13 protein-coding genes and 2 tRNA genes are annotated in these 13,240 nt (G+C 66.1%); 11 read left to right on the forward strand and 4 right to left on the reverse strand.

Annotation, left to right across the window (positions count from 1 at the left end; all coding sequences use genetic code 11):
* Nucleotides 1-14 precede the first annotated feature (14 nt).
* Genes serA through ABIA65_RS19595 form a run of 3 tightly spaced genes read left to right on the forward strand, consistent with a single transcriptional unit; the run spans nt 15 to nt 3,232 of the window.
* Nucleotides 15-1,601: a phosphoglycerate dehydrogenase gene (gene serA / locus ABIA65_RS19585; RefSeq protein ID WP_241399877.1), complete on the forward strand. Its 1,587-nt coding sequence runs from the start codon at nt 15-17 to the stop codon at nt 1,599-1,601.
* Nucleotides 1,598-2,608, forward strand: coding sequence for a 3-isopropylmalate dehydrogenase (locus ABIA65_RS19590; protein ID WP_354524623.1), 1,011 nt, complete (start codon nt 1,598-1,600; stop codon nt 2,606-2,608). Before serA ends, ABIA65_RS19590 begins: the two co-directional genes overlap by 4 nt.
* Nucleotides 2,609-2,620: 12 nt before the next feature.
* Entirely contained in the window at nt 2,621-3,232 is a 612-nt protein-coding gene (locus ABIA65_RS19595) for a hypothetical protein (RefSeq protein ID WP_354524625.1), read from the forward strand.
* Between the two features lie 46 nt (nt 3,233-3,278).
* Here the strand turns inward: ABIA65_RS19595 and ahpD are convergent, their stop codons facing one another.
* The 3 genes from ahpD to ABIA65_RS19610 form a co-directional block, all read right to left on the reverse strand.
* Entirely contained in the window at nt 3,279-3,812 is a 534-nt protein-coding gene (gene ahpD, locus ABIA65_RS19600; RefSeq protein WP_241399874.1) for an alkyl hydroperoxide reductase AhpD, read from the reverse strand.
* Between the two features lie 3 nt (nt 3,813-3,815).
* Nucleotides 3,816-4,403 carry a peroxiredoxin gene (locus tag ABIA65_RS19605; RefSeq protein ID WP_241405742.1) on the reverse strand — a complete coding sequence of 196 codons (588 nt, stop codon included), beginning with the start codon at nt 4,401-4,403 and terminating at the stop codon, nt 3,816-3,818.
* Nucleotides 4,404-4,538: 135 nt separating this feature from the next.
* Nucleotides 4,539-5,726, reverse strand: a complete 1,188-nt coding sequence (locus tag ABIA65_RS19610; protein WP_354524626.1) for an MFS transporter — start codon at nt 5,724-5,726, stop codon at nt 4,539-4,541.
* 125 nt (nt 5,727-5,851) lie between these two features.
* On the opposite strand from ABIA65_RS19610, the gene ABIA65_RS19615 reads away from it, so the two are divergent.
* From ABIA65_RS19615 to ABIA65_RS19635, 5 genes are all read left to right on the forward strand, one after another.
* Complete coding sequence (locus ABIA65_RS19615) at nt 5,852-6,991, forward strand: alpha/beta hydrolase family protein (RefSeq protein WP_502919596.1); 1,140 nt, start codon at nt 5,852-5,854, stop codon at nt 6,989-6,991.
* A 36-nt stretch (nt 6,992-7,027) separates the two neighbouring features.
* Nucleotides 7,028-7,810: a fumarylacetoacetate hydrolase family protein gene (locus tag ABIA65_RS19620; protein ID WP_241399871.1), complete on the forward strand. Its 783-nt coding sequence runs from the start codon at nt 7,028-7,030 to the stop codon at nt 7,808-7,810.
* Nucleotides 7,810-9,297, forward strand: a complete 1,488-nt coding sequence (gene gltX, locus ABIA65_RS19625; protein ID WP_241399870.1) for a glutamate--tRNA ligase — start codon at nt 7,810-7,812, stop codon at nt 9,295-9,297. Before ABIA65_RS19620 ends, gltX begins: the two co-directional genes overlap by 1 nt.
* Before the next feature lie 118 nt (nt 9,298-9,415).
* A tRNA-Gln gene (locus tag ABIA65_RS19630) sits at nt 9,416-9,490 on the forward strand.
* A gap of 61 nt (nt 9,491-9,551) precedes the next feature.
* Nucleotides 9,552-9,624, forward strand: a tRNA-Glu gene (locus tag ABIA65_RS19635).
* A gap of 61 nt (nt 9,625-9,685) precedes the next feature.
* Here ABIA65_RS19635 and ABIA65_RS19640 read toward each other — a convergent pair.
* Nucleotides 9,686-10,387: an IclR family transcriptional regulator gene (locus ABIA65_RS19640; RefSeq protein WP_241399869.1), complete on the reverse strand. Its 702-nt coding sequence runs from the start codon at nt 10,385-10,387 to the stop codon at nt 9,686-9,688.
* A gap of 89 nt (nt 10,388-10,476) precedes the next feature.
* On the opposite strand from ABIA65_RS19640, the gene leuC reads away from it, so the two are divergent.
* The 3 genes from leuC to ABIA65_RS19655 all read left to right on the forward strand — a co-directional run.
* Nucleotides 10,477-11,910: a 3-isopropylmalate dehydratase large subunit gene (gene leuC, locus ABIA65_RS19645; RefSeq protein WP_241399868.1), complete on the forward strand. Its 1,434-nt coding sequence runs from the start codon at nt 10,477-10,479 to the stop codon at nt 11,908-11,910.
* 10 nt (nt 11,911-11,920) lie between these two features.
* Nucleotides 11,921-12,514 (forward strand): 3-isopropylmalate dehydratase small subunit, encoded by a 594-nt coding sequence (gene leuD / locus ABIA65_RS19650; RefSeq protein ID WP_241399866.1) that lies wholly within the window; start codon nt 11,921-11,923, stop codon nt 12,512-12,514.
* A 203-nt stretch (nt 12,515-12,717) separates the two neighbouring features.
* Nucleotides 12,718-13,240, forward strand: a 523-nt coding sequence (locus ABIA65_RS19655; protein WP_354524628.1) for an HU family DNA-binding protein, incomplete at its 3' end; no start/stop codon positions are given.

Genomic DNA, 13,240 nt, shown 5'->3' on the forward strand with positions numbered 1-13,240 from the left:
ATTAGGATCGTCGGGTGAGCCTTCCCGTCGTTCTTATTGCCGACAAACTCGCTGAGTCCACCGTCGCCGCCCTGGGAGACCAGGTAGAAGTGCGTTGGGTCGATGGCCCAGACCGGCCGAAGCTGCTGGCCGCGGTGCCGGAGGCCGACGCGCTGCTGGTGCGCTCGGCGACCACCGTGGACGCTGAGGTACTGGCCGCAGCGCCCAAACTCAAGATCGTCGCCCGCGCGGGTGTCGGGCTGGACAACGTCGACGTCGACGCGGCCACCGCTCGCGGTGTCCTGGTCGTCAACGCGCCCACCTCGAACATCCACAGTGCCGCCGAGCACGCGCTCGCGCTCCTGCTCTCGGCTGCGCGGCAGATCCCCGCCGCCGACGCGACGCTGCGGGAGCGCACCTGGAAGCGCTCGTCGTTCTCGGGCACCGAGATCTTCGGCAAGACCGTCGGCGTCGTGGGTCTGGGCCGTATCGGCCAGTTGGTGGCCCAGCGGCTGGCCGCATTCGGTGCGCACGTCACTGCCTACGACCCGTACGTCTCACACGCGCGCGCCGCCCAGCTCGGCATCGAGCTGCTGCCGCTCGATGATCTCCTCGGTCGCGCCGACTTCATCTCCATTCACCTGCCCAAGACCAAGGAGACGGCGGGTCTGATCGGCAAGGACGCTCTGACCAAGGTCAAGCCCGGCGTGATCATCGTCAACGCCGCCCGCGGCGGCCTGATCGACGAGCAGGCGCTTGCCGATGCGATCAAGAGCGGTCATGTCCGCGGCGCAGGCCTGGACGTGTTCTCCACCGAACCGTGCACCGACAGCCCGCTGTTCGACCTGCCCCAGGTGGTCGTCACACCGCACCTGGGCGCATCGACCGCCGAGGCACAGGACCGGGCGGGCACCGATGTTGCCGCCAGCGTCCGTCTGGCGCTGGCTGGCGAGTTCGTGCCCGACGCGGTCAACGTCGGTGGCGGCGTGGTCGGCGAGGAGGTCGCGCCGTGGCTCGACCTGGTTCGCAAGCTGGGCGTGCTGGTCGGCGCCCTGTCGACCGAGCTGCCCACCAACCTGTGCGTACAGGTGCGCGGCGAGCTGGCCTCCGAAGAGGTTGAGGTGCTGCGGCTCTCGGCGCTGCGCGGGCTGTTCTCCGCCGTCATCGAGGACCAGGTCACCTTCGTGAACGCGCCCGCCCTGGCCGCTGAGCGTGGTGTCGAGGCGAGTATCGACACCGAGTCGGAGAGCCCCAACCACCGCAGCGTCGTCGACGTCCGCGCGGTTGCCGCCGACGGCTCGACCGTGAACGTGGCGGGCACGCTGACCGGTCCGCAGTTGGTGGAGAAGATCGTGCAGATCAACGACCGCAACCTCGAGCTGCGCGCCGAGGGGGTCAACCTGATCATCAACTACGACGACCAGCCGGGCGCGCTCGGCAAGATCGGCACTCTGCTCGGCGGTGCGGAGGTCAACATCCTCGCCGCACAGCTCAGTCAGGACGCCGAGGGAGAGGGAGCGACGATCATGCTGCGACTGGACCGCCAGGTACCCGCCGACGTGCTCTCTGCCATCGGCACCGCCGTGGCCGCCGGGACGCTGGAATTGGTGGACCTGTCGTGAAACTCGCCGTCATCGCCGGCGACGGCATCGGACCCGAGGTCATCGCCGAGGCGCTCAAGGTGCTCGACGTCGTCATGCCCGGCGTCGAGAAGACCGAGTACGACCTCGGCGCGAAGCGCTATCACGCGACGGGGGAGACCCTGCCCGACGGCGTCGTGGACGAACTGCGTGGGCACGACGCGATTCTGCTGGGTGCCATCGGTGATCCGTCGGTGCCCAGCGGTGTGCTCGAGCGTGGGCTGCTGCTGACGCTGCGCTTCGCACTCGATCATCACGTCAACCTTCGGCCATCGAAGCTGCACTCCGGCACCAGCAGCCCGCTGGCAGGCGATCCCGCCATCGACTTCGTCGTCGTCCGCGAGGGCACCGAGGGCCCCTACACCGGTACCGGTGGGGCCATTCGCGTCGGCACGCCGCACGAGGTAGCCACCGAGGTGAGTCTGAACACGGCGTTCGGGATCGAGCGGGTCGTTCGCTACGCCTTCGCCCGTGCCGCGCAGCGGCGCAAGCACCTCACGCTGGTGCACAAGACGAACGTGCTGACATTCGCGGGCAAGCTCTGGTCTCGCATCGTCGCGCAGGTGGGCGAGGAGTTCCCTGACGTCGAGGTTGCCTATCAACACATCGATGCGGCGACCATCCACATGGTCACCGACCCCGGGCGATTCGACGTCATCGTGACCGACAACCTCTTCGGCGACATCATCACCGACCTCGCGGCCGCGGTGTCGGGCGGTATTGGCCTGGCGGCGAGCGGCAACATCGACGCCACGCGCACCAACCCGTCGATGTTCGAACCCGTTCACGGCAGCGCTCCCGATATCGCAGGGCAGGGTATTGCCGATCCCACGGCGGCGATCATGTCGGTGGCACTGCTGCTGGCGCATGTCGGCGAGGACGAGGCCGCCGCACGGGTCGACGCGGCCGTCGCCAAGCACCTCGCGACGCGCGGTGACGAGGTCCTGTCGACCAGTCAGGCCGGCGACCGGATCGTGGGCCTTCTCTAGCTTCGTTCCCGGGTGAGTGACCAGCTGCAGGTGGGGCGTGTACGGGATGCCGTCACGCTGACTCACCAATGCTGGTTGTTCGCGGTCGGTTCCACACTGTTCGCCACGGCCACCGCACCCGGCTTCGCCGACGCAGCTGGGGAGTTGGCGGCCAACGCACTGTGTTTCGTCGGGTCGTGGTTCTTCACCACTGCGGCGTGGATTCAGCTCGTCCGGTCGGGGCCAGAGGGCAGTATTGGCTGGCTGTCGGCGGCGACGCAATTCGGCGGAACGATCCTGTTCAACGTCAGCACCGGGTCGGCGGTGTGGGCGCACCAGGTGGTGGCGGAACGTCGCCTGGTGTGGGCGCCTGACGCAGCGGGGTCGACCGCCTTCCTCGTCAGCGGCGTGCTGGCGGTTGTGGCGGTGGGCTGGTGGGCGCCGAAATCGGTTGACTGGCGAGCCAGCTGGATCAACCTGATCGGCTGTCTCGCGTTCGGCCTCTCCGCGCTGGCGGCCTTCGTCACCAGGGCCGGGGTCATCATCGACGAGCGGATCGCCAACCTCGGCACATTCGTCGGCGCGTTGTGTTTTCTCCTGGCGGCGCTACTGGTGCTGCCACGAAAACGCGCTGCCGGGCCGTGAAGCCCGACAGCGCGTAGTCCAACACAGTCGATTAGACCGGTGCCGATTAGACGGTAGCCAGAGCGTCCACGGTCGACAGTGCCTGTGCCACACCGGAGATGATCGATGCCAGCCGGATCGCCTCGAAGATCGCGGTGCGATCGACATTGGCATCCCGCAGCACCGTCTCGTGGGCCGAGAGGCAGTGGCCGCAGCCGTTGATCGCCGACACCGCCAGCGACCACAGCTCGAAATCCTCCTTGGCCACACCGGGGTTGCCGATGATGTTCATCCGCAAGCCGGCCCGCAGGTCGTCGTAGCGGCCGTCGAGCTGCCCCTTCGTGCGGTAGAACACGTTGTTCATGCCCATGATGGCGGCGGCGCCGAGTGCTGCGTGGTAGGCGTCCTCGGACAGGATGTCCAAAGCGTCCTCAGAGATCTCCCGAAGCAGCCGCTGTGATTTCGTGGCGGCGGCCGTGGCAACCAGTGCACCCCAGAGCTGTTGCTCGCTCAACTCGGTGGTGCGGGCGATGGTGCCCAGGTTGAGCTTGAGGTCCTTGGCGTACTCGGGCAGCGCATCCTTGATGTTGTCAAGACTCATGCGTCAGACCGCTTCCGCGAGCAGCTCGCCTGCATCGATGGTCGGGTCACCCTTGCGCCAGTTGCAGGCGCACAGCTCGTCGGACTGCAGCGCGTCGAGCACGCGCAGCACCTCGTCGACGTTGCGCCCGACCGAACCCGCTGTGACCGAGACGAACTGGATCTCATTGTTGGGGTCGATGATGAAGGTGGCGCGGTCGGCGACACCGTCGGCGTTGAGGACACCGGTGGCCAGAGCCAGCTCGCGCTTGAGGTCCGACACCATCGGGAACGGCAGCGTCTTCAGCTCATCGTGCTGGGCACGCCACTGGAAGTGCACGAATTCGTTATCGGTGGAAACGCCGAGCACCTTGGTGTCGCGATCCTCGAAGTCCTCGTTGAGCTTGCCGAAGGCCGCAATTTCGGTTGGGCAGATAAAGGTGAAATCCTTGGGCCAGAAGAACACGACGCGCCACTTGCCGTCGTGGTCCGAGCTGGTCACCCGAGTGAAGTAGTCGTCGGGCTGCTTGGCGTCCACCTTGGAGAGGTCACCTCCGATGACGGCGGTGAGGTCGTAGGCCGGGAACTGGTCGCCGATCGTCAGCAGTGTCATCGTCACACAAACCCTTCTAGAAACTTGAATCATTCCAATAACGCCTCTCAATCATGTCTGATCGGGCGTGTTTGAACAACCCGTCCCCACGTGATGGTCGACACACTTGCGGCGTGAAAGCTGTTTTTTGGTGGGCTATTTCACCGATGCGGGATCATCGGGGACCAGTGGCAGAGCGGCGAGTGGCAGCACTGCGCTCACCGCGAACGCCGCGGGGAAGCCCAACACTGAGATCACGGCGCCGAAGAGCGGTGAGGCGATTGCCGACGCCAGGTGCTGGCTGGTGTTCTGGGTGCCCAGCGCGCGTCCGCTCCAGAACGGGCCCGCGATCTCGGCGATGGCGGTGAATGCCAAGCCGTTGTCGGACACCGTGATAACCGAGGCGATGACGATCAACGCAACGCTGATCGGTGAATGGAGCCAGTCGGTGAGGGCCAGCAGCGCCATGGCTGTGGTGGCGGCCGCCGCGATGGCCCTGATGGGTTTGAGCCGCGACCCGGTGACATCTGACCACCGCCCGGCGGCGATCCGCCCTGCCGCGCCGAGAACCTGGGTGATCGTCACGAGCAGGCCTGCCGACGCGGCCGTCCAGCCACGGTCGGTCATCAACCACACCAGCATGAACGTCCACAGCACGGCCTGGGGTACCACCAGAAGTACCGAGACGGCATGGATACGCCACAGCAGAGATGAGCCGCGGTAGGGATTGGCGAGGTGCTCCTTCGGGGCCTCGTGCCGCGGCGGGCGCGGCGGATCGATAACACCGAGTGCGCACATCACAGCGGCCAACGCGCACACCGCCGCGGGAAACAGCAGGGCGACGGTGACGCCGTGGGATTCGGCCAGGCGCGGTATGACCAACGCGCCCAGGCCGACGCCGAGCGGGGTGGCGGTCTGCCGGATGCCCATGACCAGCCCGCGCTGTTCGGGTGGGAACCAGCCGACCACGAGGCGGCCGCTGGCCGAATTGCTGCTGGCCGCGGCCATACCGCCGAGCAGCAGAAACGCGCCGACGGCGATGAGGGAATCAGCGGATGCCGCGGCGAACGCGGCCGCGGCTGTCAGTGCCGAGCCCACCGTCAGCACGATCCGCTCACCGAATCTATCGACTAGGTAACCCCACGCGATCAGCGTGATGACCAGTCCGAAGCTTGGCATCGACGACAGGAGACCGGCTTTGGCGAGATCGAGGCCGCGGTCGGCGTGCAGGGTGGGGATGAGAAATGCCGCGCCGTTGATGAACACGTTCGCGCACGTTGTCGAGGTCAGTGCGATGACGAGCATGGACCAGCGGCGAGCCGTCCCGATCGACGAAATCGTCATGTCGGCATCGTGCCACGCCATCCCAAAGTATCGAACTTATGTCTCAATATTTGAGACGCGTTGTGTGTGGTTAGTCTGTCCCGGTGATGTGGAGATGGGTGACCTGCGTGGCGTTGGCGTTCGTGATGGCGATTGGTGTGGCACCGGTGGCGGTGGCCGCGGAGCCGAACTGGTCGGGCCTCGACGCCCGCTTCCACGATGGACCGATCCCGGCTCCCGGCGGCCTCATCGCGTCGGTGCCACTTGAGCCGGCACTGTCGGTGTCGGGTGCCGCTGCGGCATACCGGATCCTGTATTCCACTATCGACCAACACAACTCGCCAGCGGTCAGCACGGCCGCGGTGTTTGTGCCGCACGGTATCGCCCCCGCCGGCGGCTGGCCGGTCATCGCATGGGCACACGGCACGGTGGGGCTCGGCGACGATTGCGCGCCTTCGGCGCAGCCCCGCAGTGAGCGTGATGACGAGTATCTGTCGCACTGGCTTGAGCAGGGCTACGCCATCGTCGGCTCCGATTACGCGGGTCTCGGGACGCCCGGTTTGATGAGCTACCTGAACAGCACCGCCACCGCGCACAGCGTGGTGGACTCCGTGATCGCCATGCACGAGATGGGCCTGCCACTGTCGCCGAAGTGGGCTGTCGTCGGCCAGTCCCAGGGTGGTGCGGGCGCGGTCGACACCGCCCGGCGCGCCACCGAGTTCAGTCGCGGCACCGGCCTGGACTTTCGCGGGGTGGTGGCGACCGGCACACCGGCCAACGTCCAGAGCATCGTCAAGACCGCCGGACCGGACATGGCCCTGCCTGCGGGCACCGGACCCGCGGCCAACAGCTACACCGCCTACATCCTCGCCGGTTTGCGCGATGCGCGACCCGACATCGACGTGAACAGCGTGCTCACCCCTGCTGGTCTGGATGCGGTCGGAAAGGGCGAGACGCTGTGCAAATCCGATCTGGACCGGGCGCTGGAACACATGACGCCGACCGACTTCTTCCGCGCACCGCTGGCGTCGCTGCCTGGGATCGCCGAGGCGCTGGACGTCTACATGGGCACCGCGGTCAGTGGATATGACCGGCCGATCTTTCTTGGGGTGGGCTCCAAGGACACCGACGTGCCGCCGAAGTTGACGCTGCAGTTCGCCGATCAGCTGGTGGCCAACGGCCAGGACGTGACGCTGAAGGTCTACCCCGACGCTGACCACTCCGGGGCGGTGTTGGCGTCGCTGCCGGACTCCACCCCGTTCCTGGCTGCCCAGTTCGCGGGCTGATTAAGGACGTCGCCCGCGCGTCATTAGGCTGAGGCCATGCGCCTCGGTCGAATTGCCAGTCCAGACGGGGTCGCCTTCGTAGTCATCGAGGGCGATCCGAACTCCGATGCCGTGTGCCGCGAGATCGCCGAGCAGTATCTCTCGCGCAACCCCACTTTCACGGGTCGTTCCTGGCCGTTGGCCGACGTTCGGCTGCTGGCCCCGATCCTGGCCAGCAAGGTGATCTGCATGGGCAAGAACTACGCGGCCCATGCGCGCGAGATGGGTGGCGAGGCACCGGAGGATCCGGTGATCTTCCTCAAACCCAACACCGCGATCATCGGTCCCAATGTCGCGATCCAACTGCCTGCCGATGCGAATCCCGTGCATCACGAGGGCGAGTTGGTCATCGTCATCGAGAGGCCCTGTAAGGACGTGCCTGCCGCCAAGGCCGCCGAGGTCATCCTCGGCTACACCATCGCCAATGACGTGTCCGCCCGCGATCAGCAGAAGAAGGACGGGCAGTGGATGCGGGCCAAGGGTCATGACACCTTCTGCCCTGTCGGTCCCTGGATCGAGACCGCTGTCGACCCCGCAAACCTGGATCTGCGAACCGAGGTCAATGGCGAAGTGCGCCAGCACAGCAACACCTCGCTTCTGCTGCACGACGTCGGTGCCATCATCGAATGGGCTTCGGCGGTGATGACGCTGCTCCCGGGAGATCTCATCCTGACCGGTACACCCGAGGGCGTCGGGCCGATCGAGGATGGTGACACCGTCAGCGTCACCATCGATGGCATCGGTACCCTCTCCAATCCCGTTGTGCGCAAAGGAAAATGATGAACGACGCTGCTGAGCGCGTAAGAGTCCGGTTCTGTCCCTCACCCACAGGCACACCACACGTCGGGCTGGTGCGCACCGCGTTGTTCAACTGGGCCTACGCCCGACACACCGGCGGCACCTTTGTCTTCCGCATTGAGGACACCGACGCGGCGCGCGACAGTGCGGAGAGCTACGCAGCAATCCTGGACGCGTTGCGTTGGCTGGGTCTGGACTGGGACGAGGGGCCCGAGGTCGGTGGCCCGCACGCGCCGTATCGGCAGTCCGAGCGCGGTGACATCTACCGTGACGTGATCGCGCGACTGCTGGCCGCCGGTGAGGTGTACGAGGCGTACTCGACACCCGAGGAGGTCGAGGCCCGCCACGTCGCCGCCGGGCGCAATCCCAAGCTCGGCTACGACAACCACGACCGCGATCTGACCGACGAGCAGCGGGCGGCGTTCCGTGCACAGGGGCGCAATCCCGTTCTGCGGCTGCGGATGCCCGACGAGGACCTCACGTGGAACGATCTGGTGCGCGGGCCCGTCACGTTCGCGGCCGGATCGGTTCCGGACTTCGCGATCACCCGGGGTAACGGAGATCCGCTGTACACGTTGGTCAATCCGGTGGACGACGCCGTGATGAACATCACCCACGTGCTTCGCGGTGAGGACATCATGCCGTCGACACCGCGCCAGATCGCCTTGTATCGCGCGCTAATCCGGATCGGGGTGGCGCAGAGGGTGCCCGAGTTCGCCCACCTGCCCAGCGTCCTCGGGGAGGGCAACAAGAAGCTGTCCAAGCGCGACCCGCAGTCCAATCTGTTCCTGCACCGCGACCGCGGGTTCATCCCCGAGGGGCTGCTGAACTACCTCGCGCTGCTGGGCTGGGGCATCGCAGACGACCACGACGTGTTCAGCCTTGATGAGATGGTTGCCGCGTTCGACGTCCGCAACGTCAACTCCAACCCGGCGCGGTTCGATCAGAAGAAGGCCGACGCGATCAACGCCGAGCACATCCGGCTGCTGTCCGCCGGTGACTTCGTGGCGCGACTGCGCGACTACTTCGTCGCTCACGGGCACGACACCGGCCTCGACGACTCCTCGTTCGCCGTGGCGGCCGATCTCGTGCAGACCCGCATCGTCGTGCTCGGCGACGCGTGGGATCTGCTGAAGTTCCTCGACGAGGGTTCTTTCGCGCTCGACGAGAAGTCGGCGGGCAAGGAACTGCGTGCCGAGGCTGTCGCGGTCCTCGACGCCGCGGTGGCCGCGCTCGAGGGCGTCGGCCAGTGGGCGACGGCGGATATCGAGGCGGCCCTGAAGGCGGCGCTGATCGACGGTCTCGAACTCAAGCCTCGCAAGGCGTTCGGTCCCATCCGGGTCGCGGCCACCGGCGCGACCGTCAGCCCGCCGCTGTTCGAGTCGCTGGAACTGCTGGGGCGCGAGAGGAGTTTGGCCAGGCTGCGTGCAGGTCGTGACCACGCGGCGGCCGCTAAGGCACCTGCGTGAAAATCGGCGCCGAAATCTTTGATAGTCTGCCTGTCGGCCGGAGAACGGATTGTCTCGGTGGCCACCGAGATGCGCCGGACTTCGACAAGGTCTATGACCAGCGGTTATAGACAGCCCATGGGGTATGGTGTAATTGGCAACACAGCGGTTTCTGGTACCGCCATTCTAGGTTCGAGTCCTGGTACCCCAGCCAATCGTGGTGATTAGGTAGGCATTGCTCGCTGAGCTATGCTTTCCAACCGGAATAAGTTCTAGCCCCCGTCGTCTAGCGGCCTAGGACGCCGCCCTCTCACGGCGGTAGCGTGGGTTCGAATCCCATCGGGGGTACAAACGAGAAACGCCCGTCCTCACTGAGGACGGGCGTTCTTGCGTTCTGCGGTGTGGAGATCTACAGGCGCCGCGTCAGTGCCTCGGCCGCCGCCAGTAGATCGGCTGCCCAGCGCTCGCCGGGGCGTCGGCCCATTCGGTCGATGGGCCCGGACACCGACACCGCCGCGATCACCGTGCCGCGGCCGTCGCGAACCGGCGCTGAGATGCTCGCCACACCCGCCTCGCGCTCGGCAGCACTCTGCGCCCAGCCACGCTTGCGCACCTCGGCCAGCGTCCGGTCGGTGAACTTCGCGTGCGGCAGTACCGCCTGTTGGGTTGCCGCGTCGCTGTAGGCCAGCAGCACCTTGGCGCCGGACCCCGCGGTCATCGGCAGGTGGGTGCCCACCGGAACGGTGTCACGAAGGCCCACAGGCGGTTCCAGGGCCGCTACACACACCCTGGCTGTGCCCTCCCGCCGGTACAGCTGCACGCTCTCGCCGGTGATCTCGCGCAGTCGGGGCAGTATTGCGGCGCCTGCGGCCAGCAGTGGGTCATTGACCTGGCCGGCCAGCTCGGTGAGCGCGGGCCCCAGTAGCCAGCGCCCCTCGCCGTCACGTGCCAGTAGTCGGTGCACCTCGAGGCCCGCGGCCAGCCTGTGCGCGGTCGCCCGAGGCAGGCCGGTGCGTTCGCAGAGTTCGGCCAGCCCGCAAGGGGACTGGGCCACCGAGTGCAGTACCCCCACGGCTTTGTCGAGCACGCCGATGCCGCTATCCTGTCTCACAGGGAGATACTAGCGTCCCGAATGCTGAGATAACAAAGAGTCGCCATCCGCATCAGCCCATGTGGGTGGTCCGAGGGAATTGAGACGTCATGAACGACAAACCACGCACCATGGCAGAGAAGGTGTGGGCCGACCACGTTGTGGTCAGCGGCCCTGGAGAGGGATCGGCCAAGGAGCCGGACCTGATCTACATCGATCTGCACCTCGTCCACGAGGTCACCAGCCCGCAGGCATTCGACGGTCTGAGGCTGGCCGGGCGGCCGGTGCGCAGGCCCGATCTGACGATCGCCACGGAGGACCACAACGTTCCGACGATCGACATCGACAAGCCCATCGCCGACCCGGTGTCGCGGACCCAGGTCGAGACGCTGCGCCGTAACTGTGCGGAGTTCGGCATTCGCCTGCACTCGATGGGTGACGTCGAGCAGGGCATCGTGCACATCATCGGACCGCAACTCGGACTGACCCAGCCGGGCACCACGGTCGTCTGCGGCGACAGCCACACCTCCACGCACGGCGCCTTCGGCGCGCTGGCGATGGGGATCGGCACGTCCGAGGTCGAGCACGTGCTCGCAACGCAGACACTTGCGCTTCGGCCATTCAAGACGATGGCGATCAACGTCGACGGTGAACTGCCGCCGGGGGTGAGCGCCAAGGACATCATCCTCGCCGTGATCGCCAAGATCGGCACCGGCGGTGGGCAGGGGCACGTCCTGGAGTACCGCGGCAGCGCCATCGAGGCGCTGTCGATGGAGGGTCGTATGACGGTCTGCAACATGAGCATCGAGGCGGGTGCCCGCGCGGGCATGATCGCTCCGGACGAGACCACCTTCGAGTACCTGCGGGGTCGGCCCCACGCGCCGAAGGGTGCGGACTGGGACGCCGCGGTCGAGGCGTGGCGCAATCTGCGTACCGATGACGGCGCCGAGTTCGACACCGAGATTCACATCGACGCCGCCAGCCTCAGCCCGTTCGTGACATGGGGTACCAACCCCGGTCAGGGTGTGCCACTGGCCGATTCGGTGCCCCACCCCGAACAGATGTTCGATGAAGGTGAGCGGCAGGCCGCGGAAAAGGCCTTGGCCTACATGGATTTGGTGCCGGGCACCCCCATGCGTGATGTGGCCATCGACACGGTGTTCGTCGGCTCCTGTACCAATGGCCGTATCGAGGATCTACGCGTGGTCGCCGAGGTTCTGGCGGGTCACACGGTGGCCGATGGTGTTCGGATGCTCGTGGTGCCCGGATCGATGCGGGTGCGTGCGCAGGCCGAATCCGAGGGTCTGGGCGACATATTCACCGCAGCCGGCGCTGAATGGCGCCAGGCCGGGTGCTCGATGTGCCTCGGTATGAACCCTGATCAGCTGGCGCCAGGTGAGCGCTGCGCGGCCACGTCCAACCGAAACTTCGAGGGTAGGCAGGGTAAGGGTGGGCGCACGCACCTAGTTTCGCCCGCCGTCGCGGCGGCCACCGCGATCCGTGGCACCTTGTCCTCGCCCGCCGATCTGCTCGAAACTCGATAGGGAGAAAGCCATGGATGCCTTCCACACCCACACCGGTATTGGCGTTCCGCTGCGGCGGTCGAACGTCGACACCGACCAGATCATCCCCGCGGTCTACCTCAAGCGGGTCACCCGAACGGGTTTCGAGGACGGTCTATTCGCCGCCTGGCGGAATGATCCGTCCTTCATTCTCAATCTCCCGCCTTTCGATAAGGGCTCGGTTCTGGTGGCCGGACCAGATTTCGGCACCGGTTCATCGCGGGAGCATGCCGTCTGGGCGCTAATGGACTACGGCTTCCGGGTCGTCATATCGTCGCGCTTCGCCGACATCTTTCGCGGCAATTCGGGCAAGGCGGGACTCCTGGCGGCCGAAGTTGCCCAAGATGATGTGGAATTGCTTTGGAAGCTCATTGAGCAGAATCCGGGGCTGGAAATCACTGTGAATCTTCAAGATCGCACCATCGCCGCCGGAACGGTCCTGTTGCCGTTCACGATTGACGACTACACCGCTTGGCGGCTGCTCGAGGGACTCGACGATATAGGCCTTACGCTGCGGAAACAGGCTGAAATCGAGGAGTTTGAGAAGCTCAGGCCGAGCTGGAAGCCGCGCACTCTACCGGCCTGATAATGGGCGGGGAGGGGGTCGAAATCCCCTCCCCGCAACCAGTTCTAGCACTGGCGTACCACCGCCTATGTGGGGCAATCGGATTGCCGACACGCCACTCAGCAATGCCTGAAATTGGGCGTGGCTCTTGGAAATCAGCAGCTTAAGGGTTTACCGTGTGCACTAGTCGGTCCAAGGCGGACCACTGGCTTCGGAGGTTTTGCATGAACAAGGCAGAGCTCATCGACGTCCTCACGGACAAGTTGGGCACCGATCGGCGGCAGGCAACTGCCGCCGTGGAGAACGTCGTCGACACCATCGTGCGCGCCGTCCATAAGGGCGACAGCGTGACGATCACAGGGTTTGGCGTTTTTGAGCAGCGTCGTCGTGCGGCTCGCGTTGCGCGTAACCCGCGCACCGGCGAGACCGTCAAGGTCAAGCCCACATCAGTTCCGGCATTCCGTCCGGGTGCGCAGTTCAAGGCCGTTGTGTCTGGGGCGCAGCGTCTCCCGGCGGAAGGACCTGCTGTGAAGCGCGGCGCCACGGCTGCACCGGCCCGCAAGGCGGCCGCGAAGAAGGCCGTCAAGAAGGCGGTCGTCAGGAAGGCTGTTGCCAAGAAGGCGGCTCCGGCCGTCAAGAAGGCCGCAGTCAAGAAGGCTGTTGCCAAGAAGGCGGCTCCGGCCGTCAAGAAGGCCGCAGTCAAGAAGGCTGTTGCCAAGAAGGCGGCTCCGGCCGTCAAGAAGGCCG

Origin of the sequence: Mycolicibacterium sp. 624 (genome assembly GCF_040548615.1) — a bacterium.
Taxonomy (GTDB): domain Bacteria; phylum Actinomycetota; class Actinomycetes; order Mycobacteriales; family Mycobacteriaceae; genus Mycobacterium.

Excerpts from the sequence above, each read along its gene's own strand:
- gltX (WP_241399870.1), top strand. The coding sequence starts at position 7,810 with ATGAACGACGCTGCTGAGCGCGTAAGAGTCCGGTTCTGTCCCTCACCC.
- ABIA65_RS19605 (WP_241405742.1), bottom strand. The coding sequence starts at position 4,403 with ATGACACTGCTGACGATCGGCGACCAGTTCCCGGCCTACGACCTCACC.
- ahpD (WP_241399874.1), bottom strand. The coding sequence starts at position 3,812 with ATGAGTCTTGACAACATCAAGGATGCGCTGCCCGAGTACGCCAAGGAC.
- leuC (WP_241399868.1), top strand. The coding sequence starts at position 10,477 with ATGAACGACAAACCACGCACCATGGCAGAGAAGGTGTGGGCCGACCAC.
- ABIA65_RS19615 (WP_502919596.1), top strand. The coding sequence starts at position 5,852 with ATGGCGATTGGTGTGGCACCGGTGGCGGTGGCCGCGGAGCCGAACTGG.
- leuD (WP_241399866.1), top strand. The coding sequence starts at position 11,921 with ATGGATGCCTTCCACACCCACACCGGTATTGGCGTTCCGCTGCGGCGG.
- ABIA65_RS19620 (WP_241399871.1), top strand. The coding sequence starts at position 7,028 with ATGCGCCTCGGTCGAATTGCCAGTCCAGACGGGGTCGCCTTCGTAGTC.
- ABIA65_RS19610 (WP_354524626.1), bottom strand. The coding sequence starts at position 5,726 with ATGACGATTTCGTCGATCGGGACGGCTCGCCGCTGGTCCATGCTCGTC.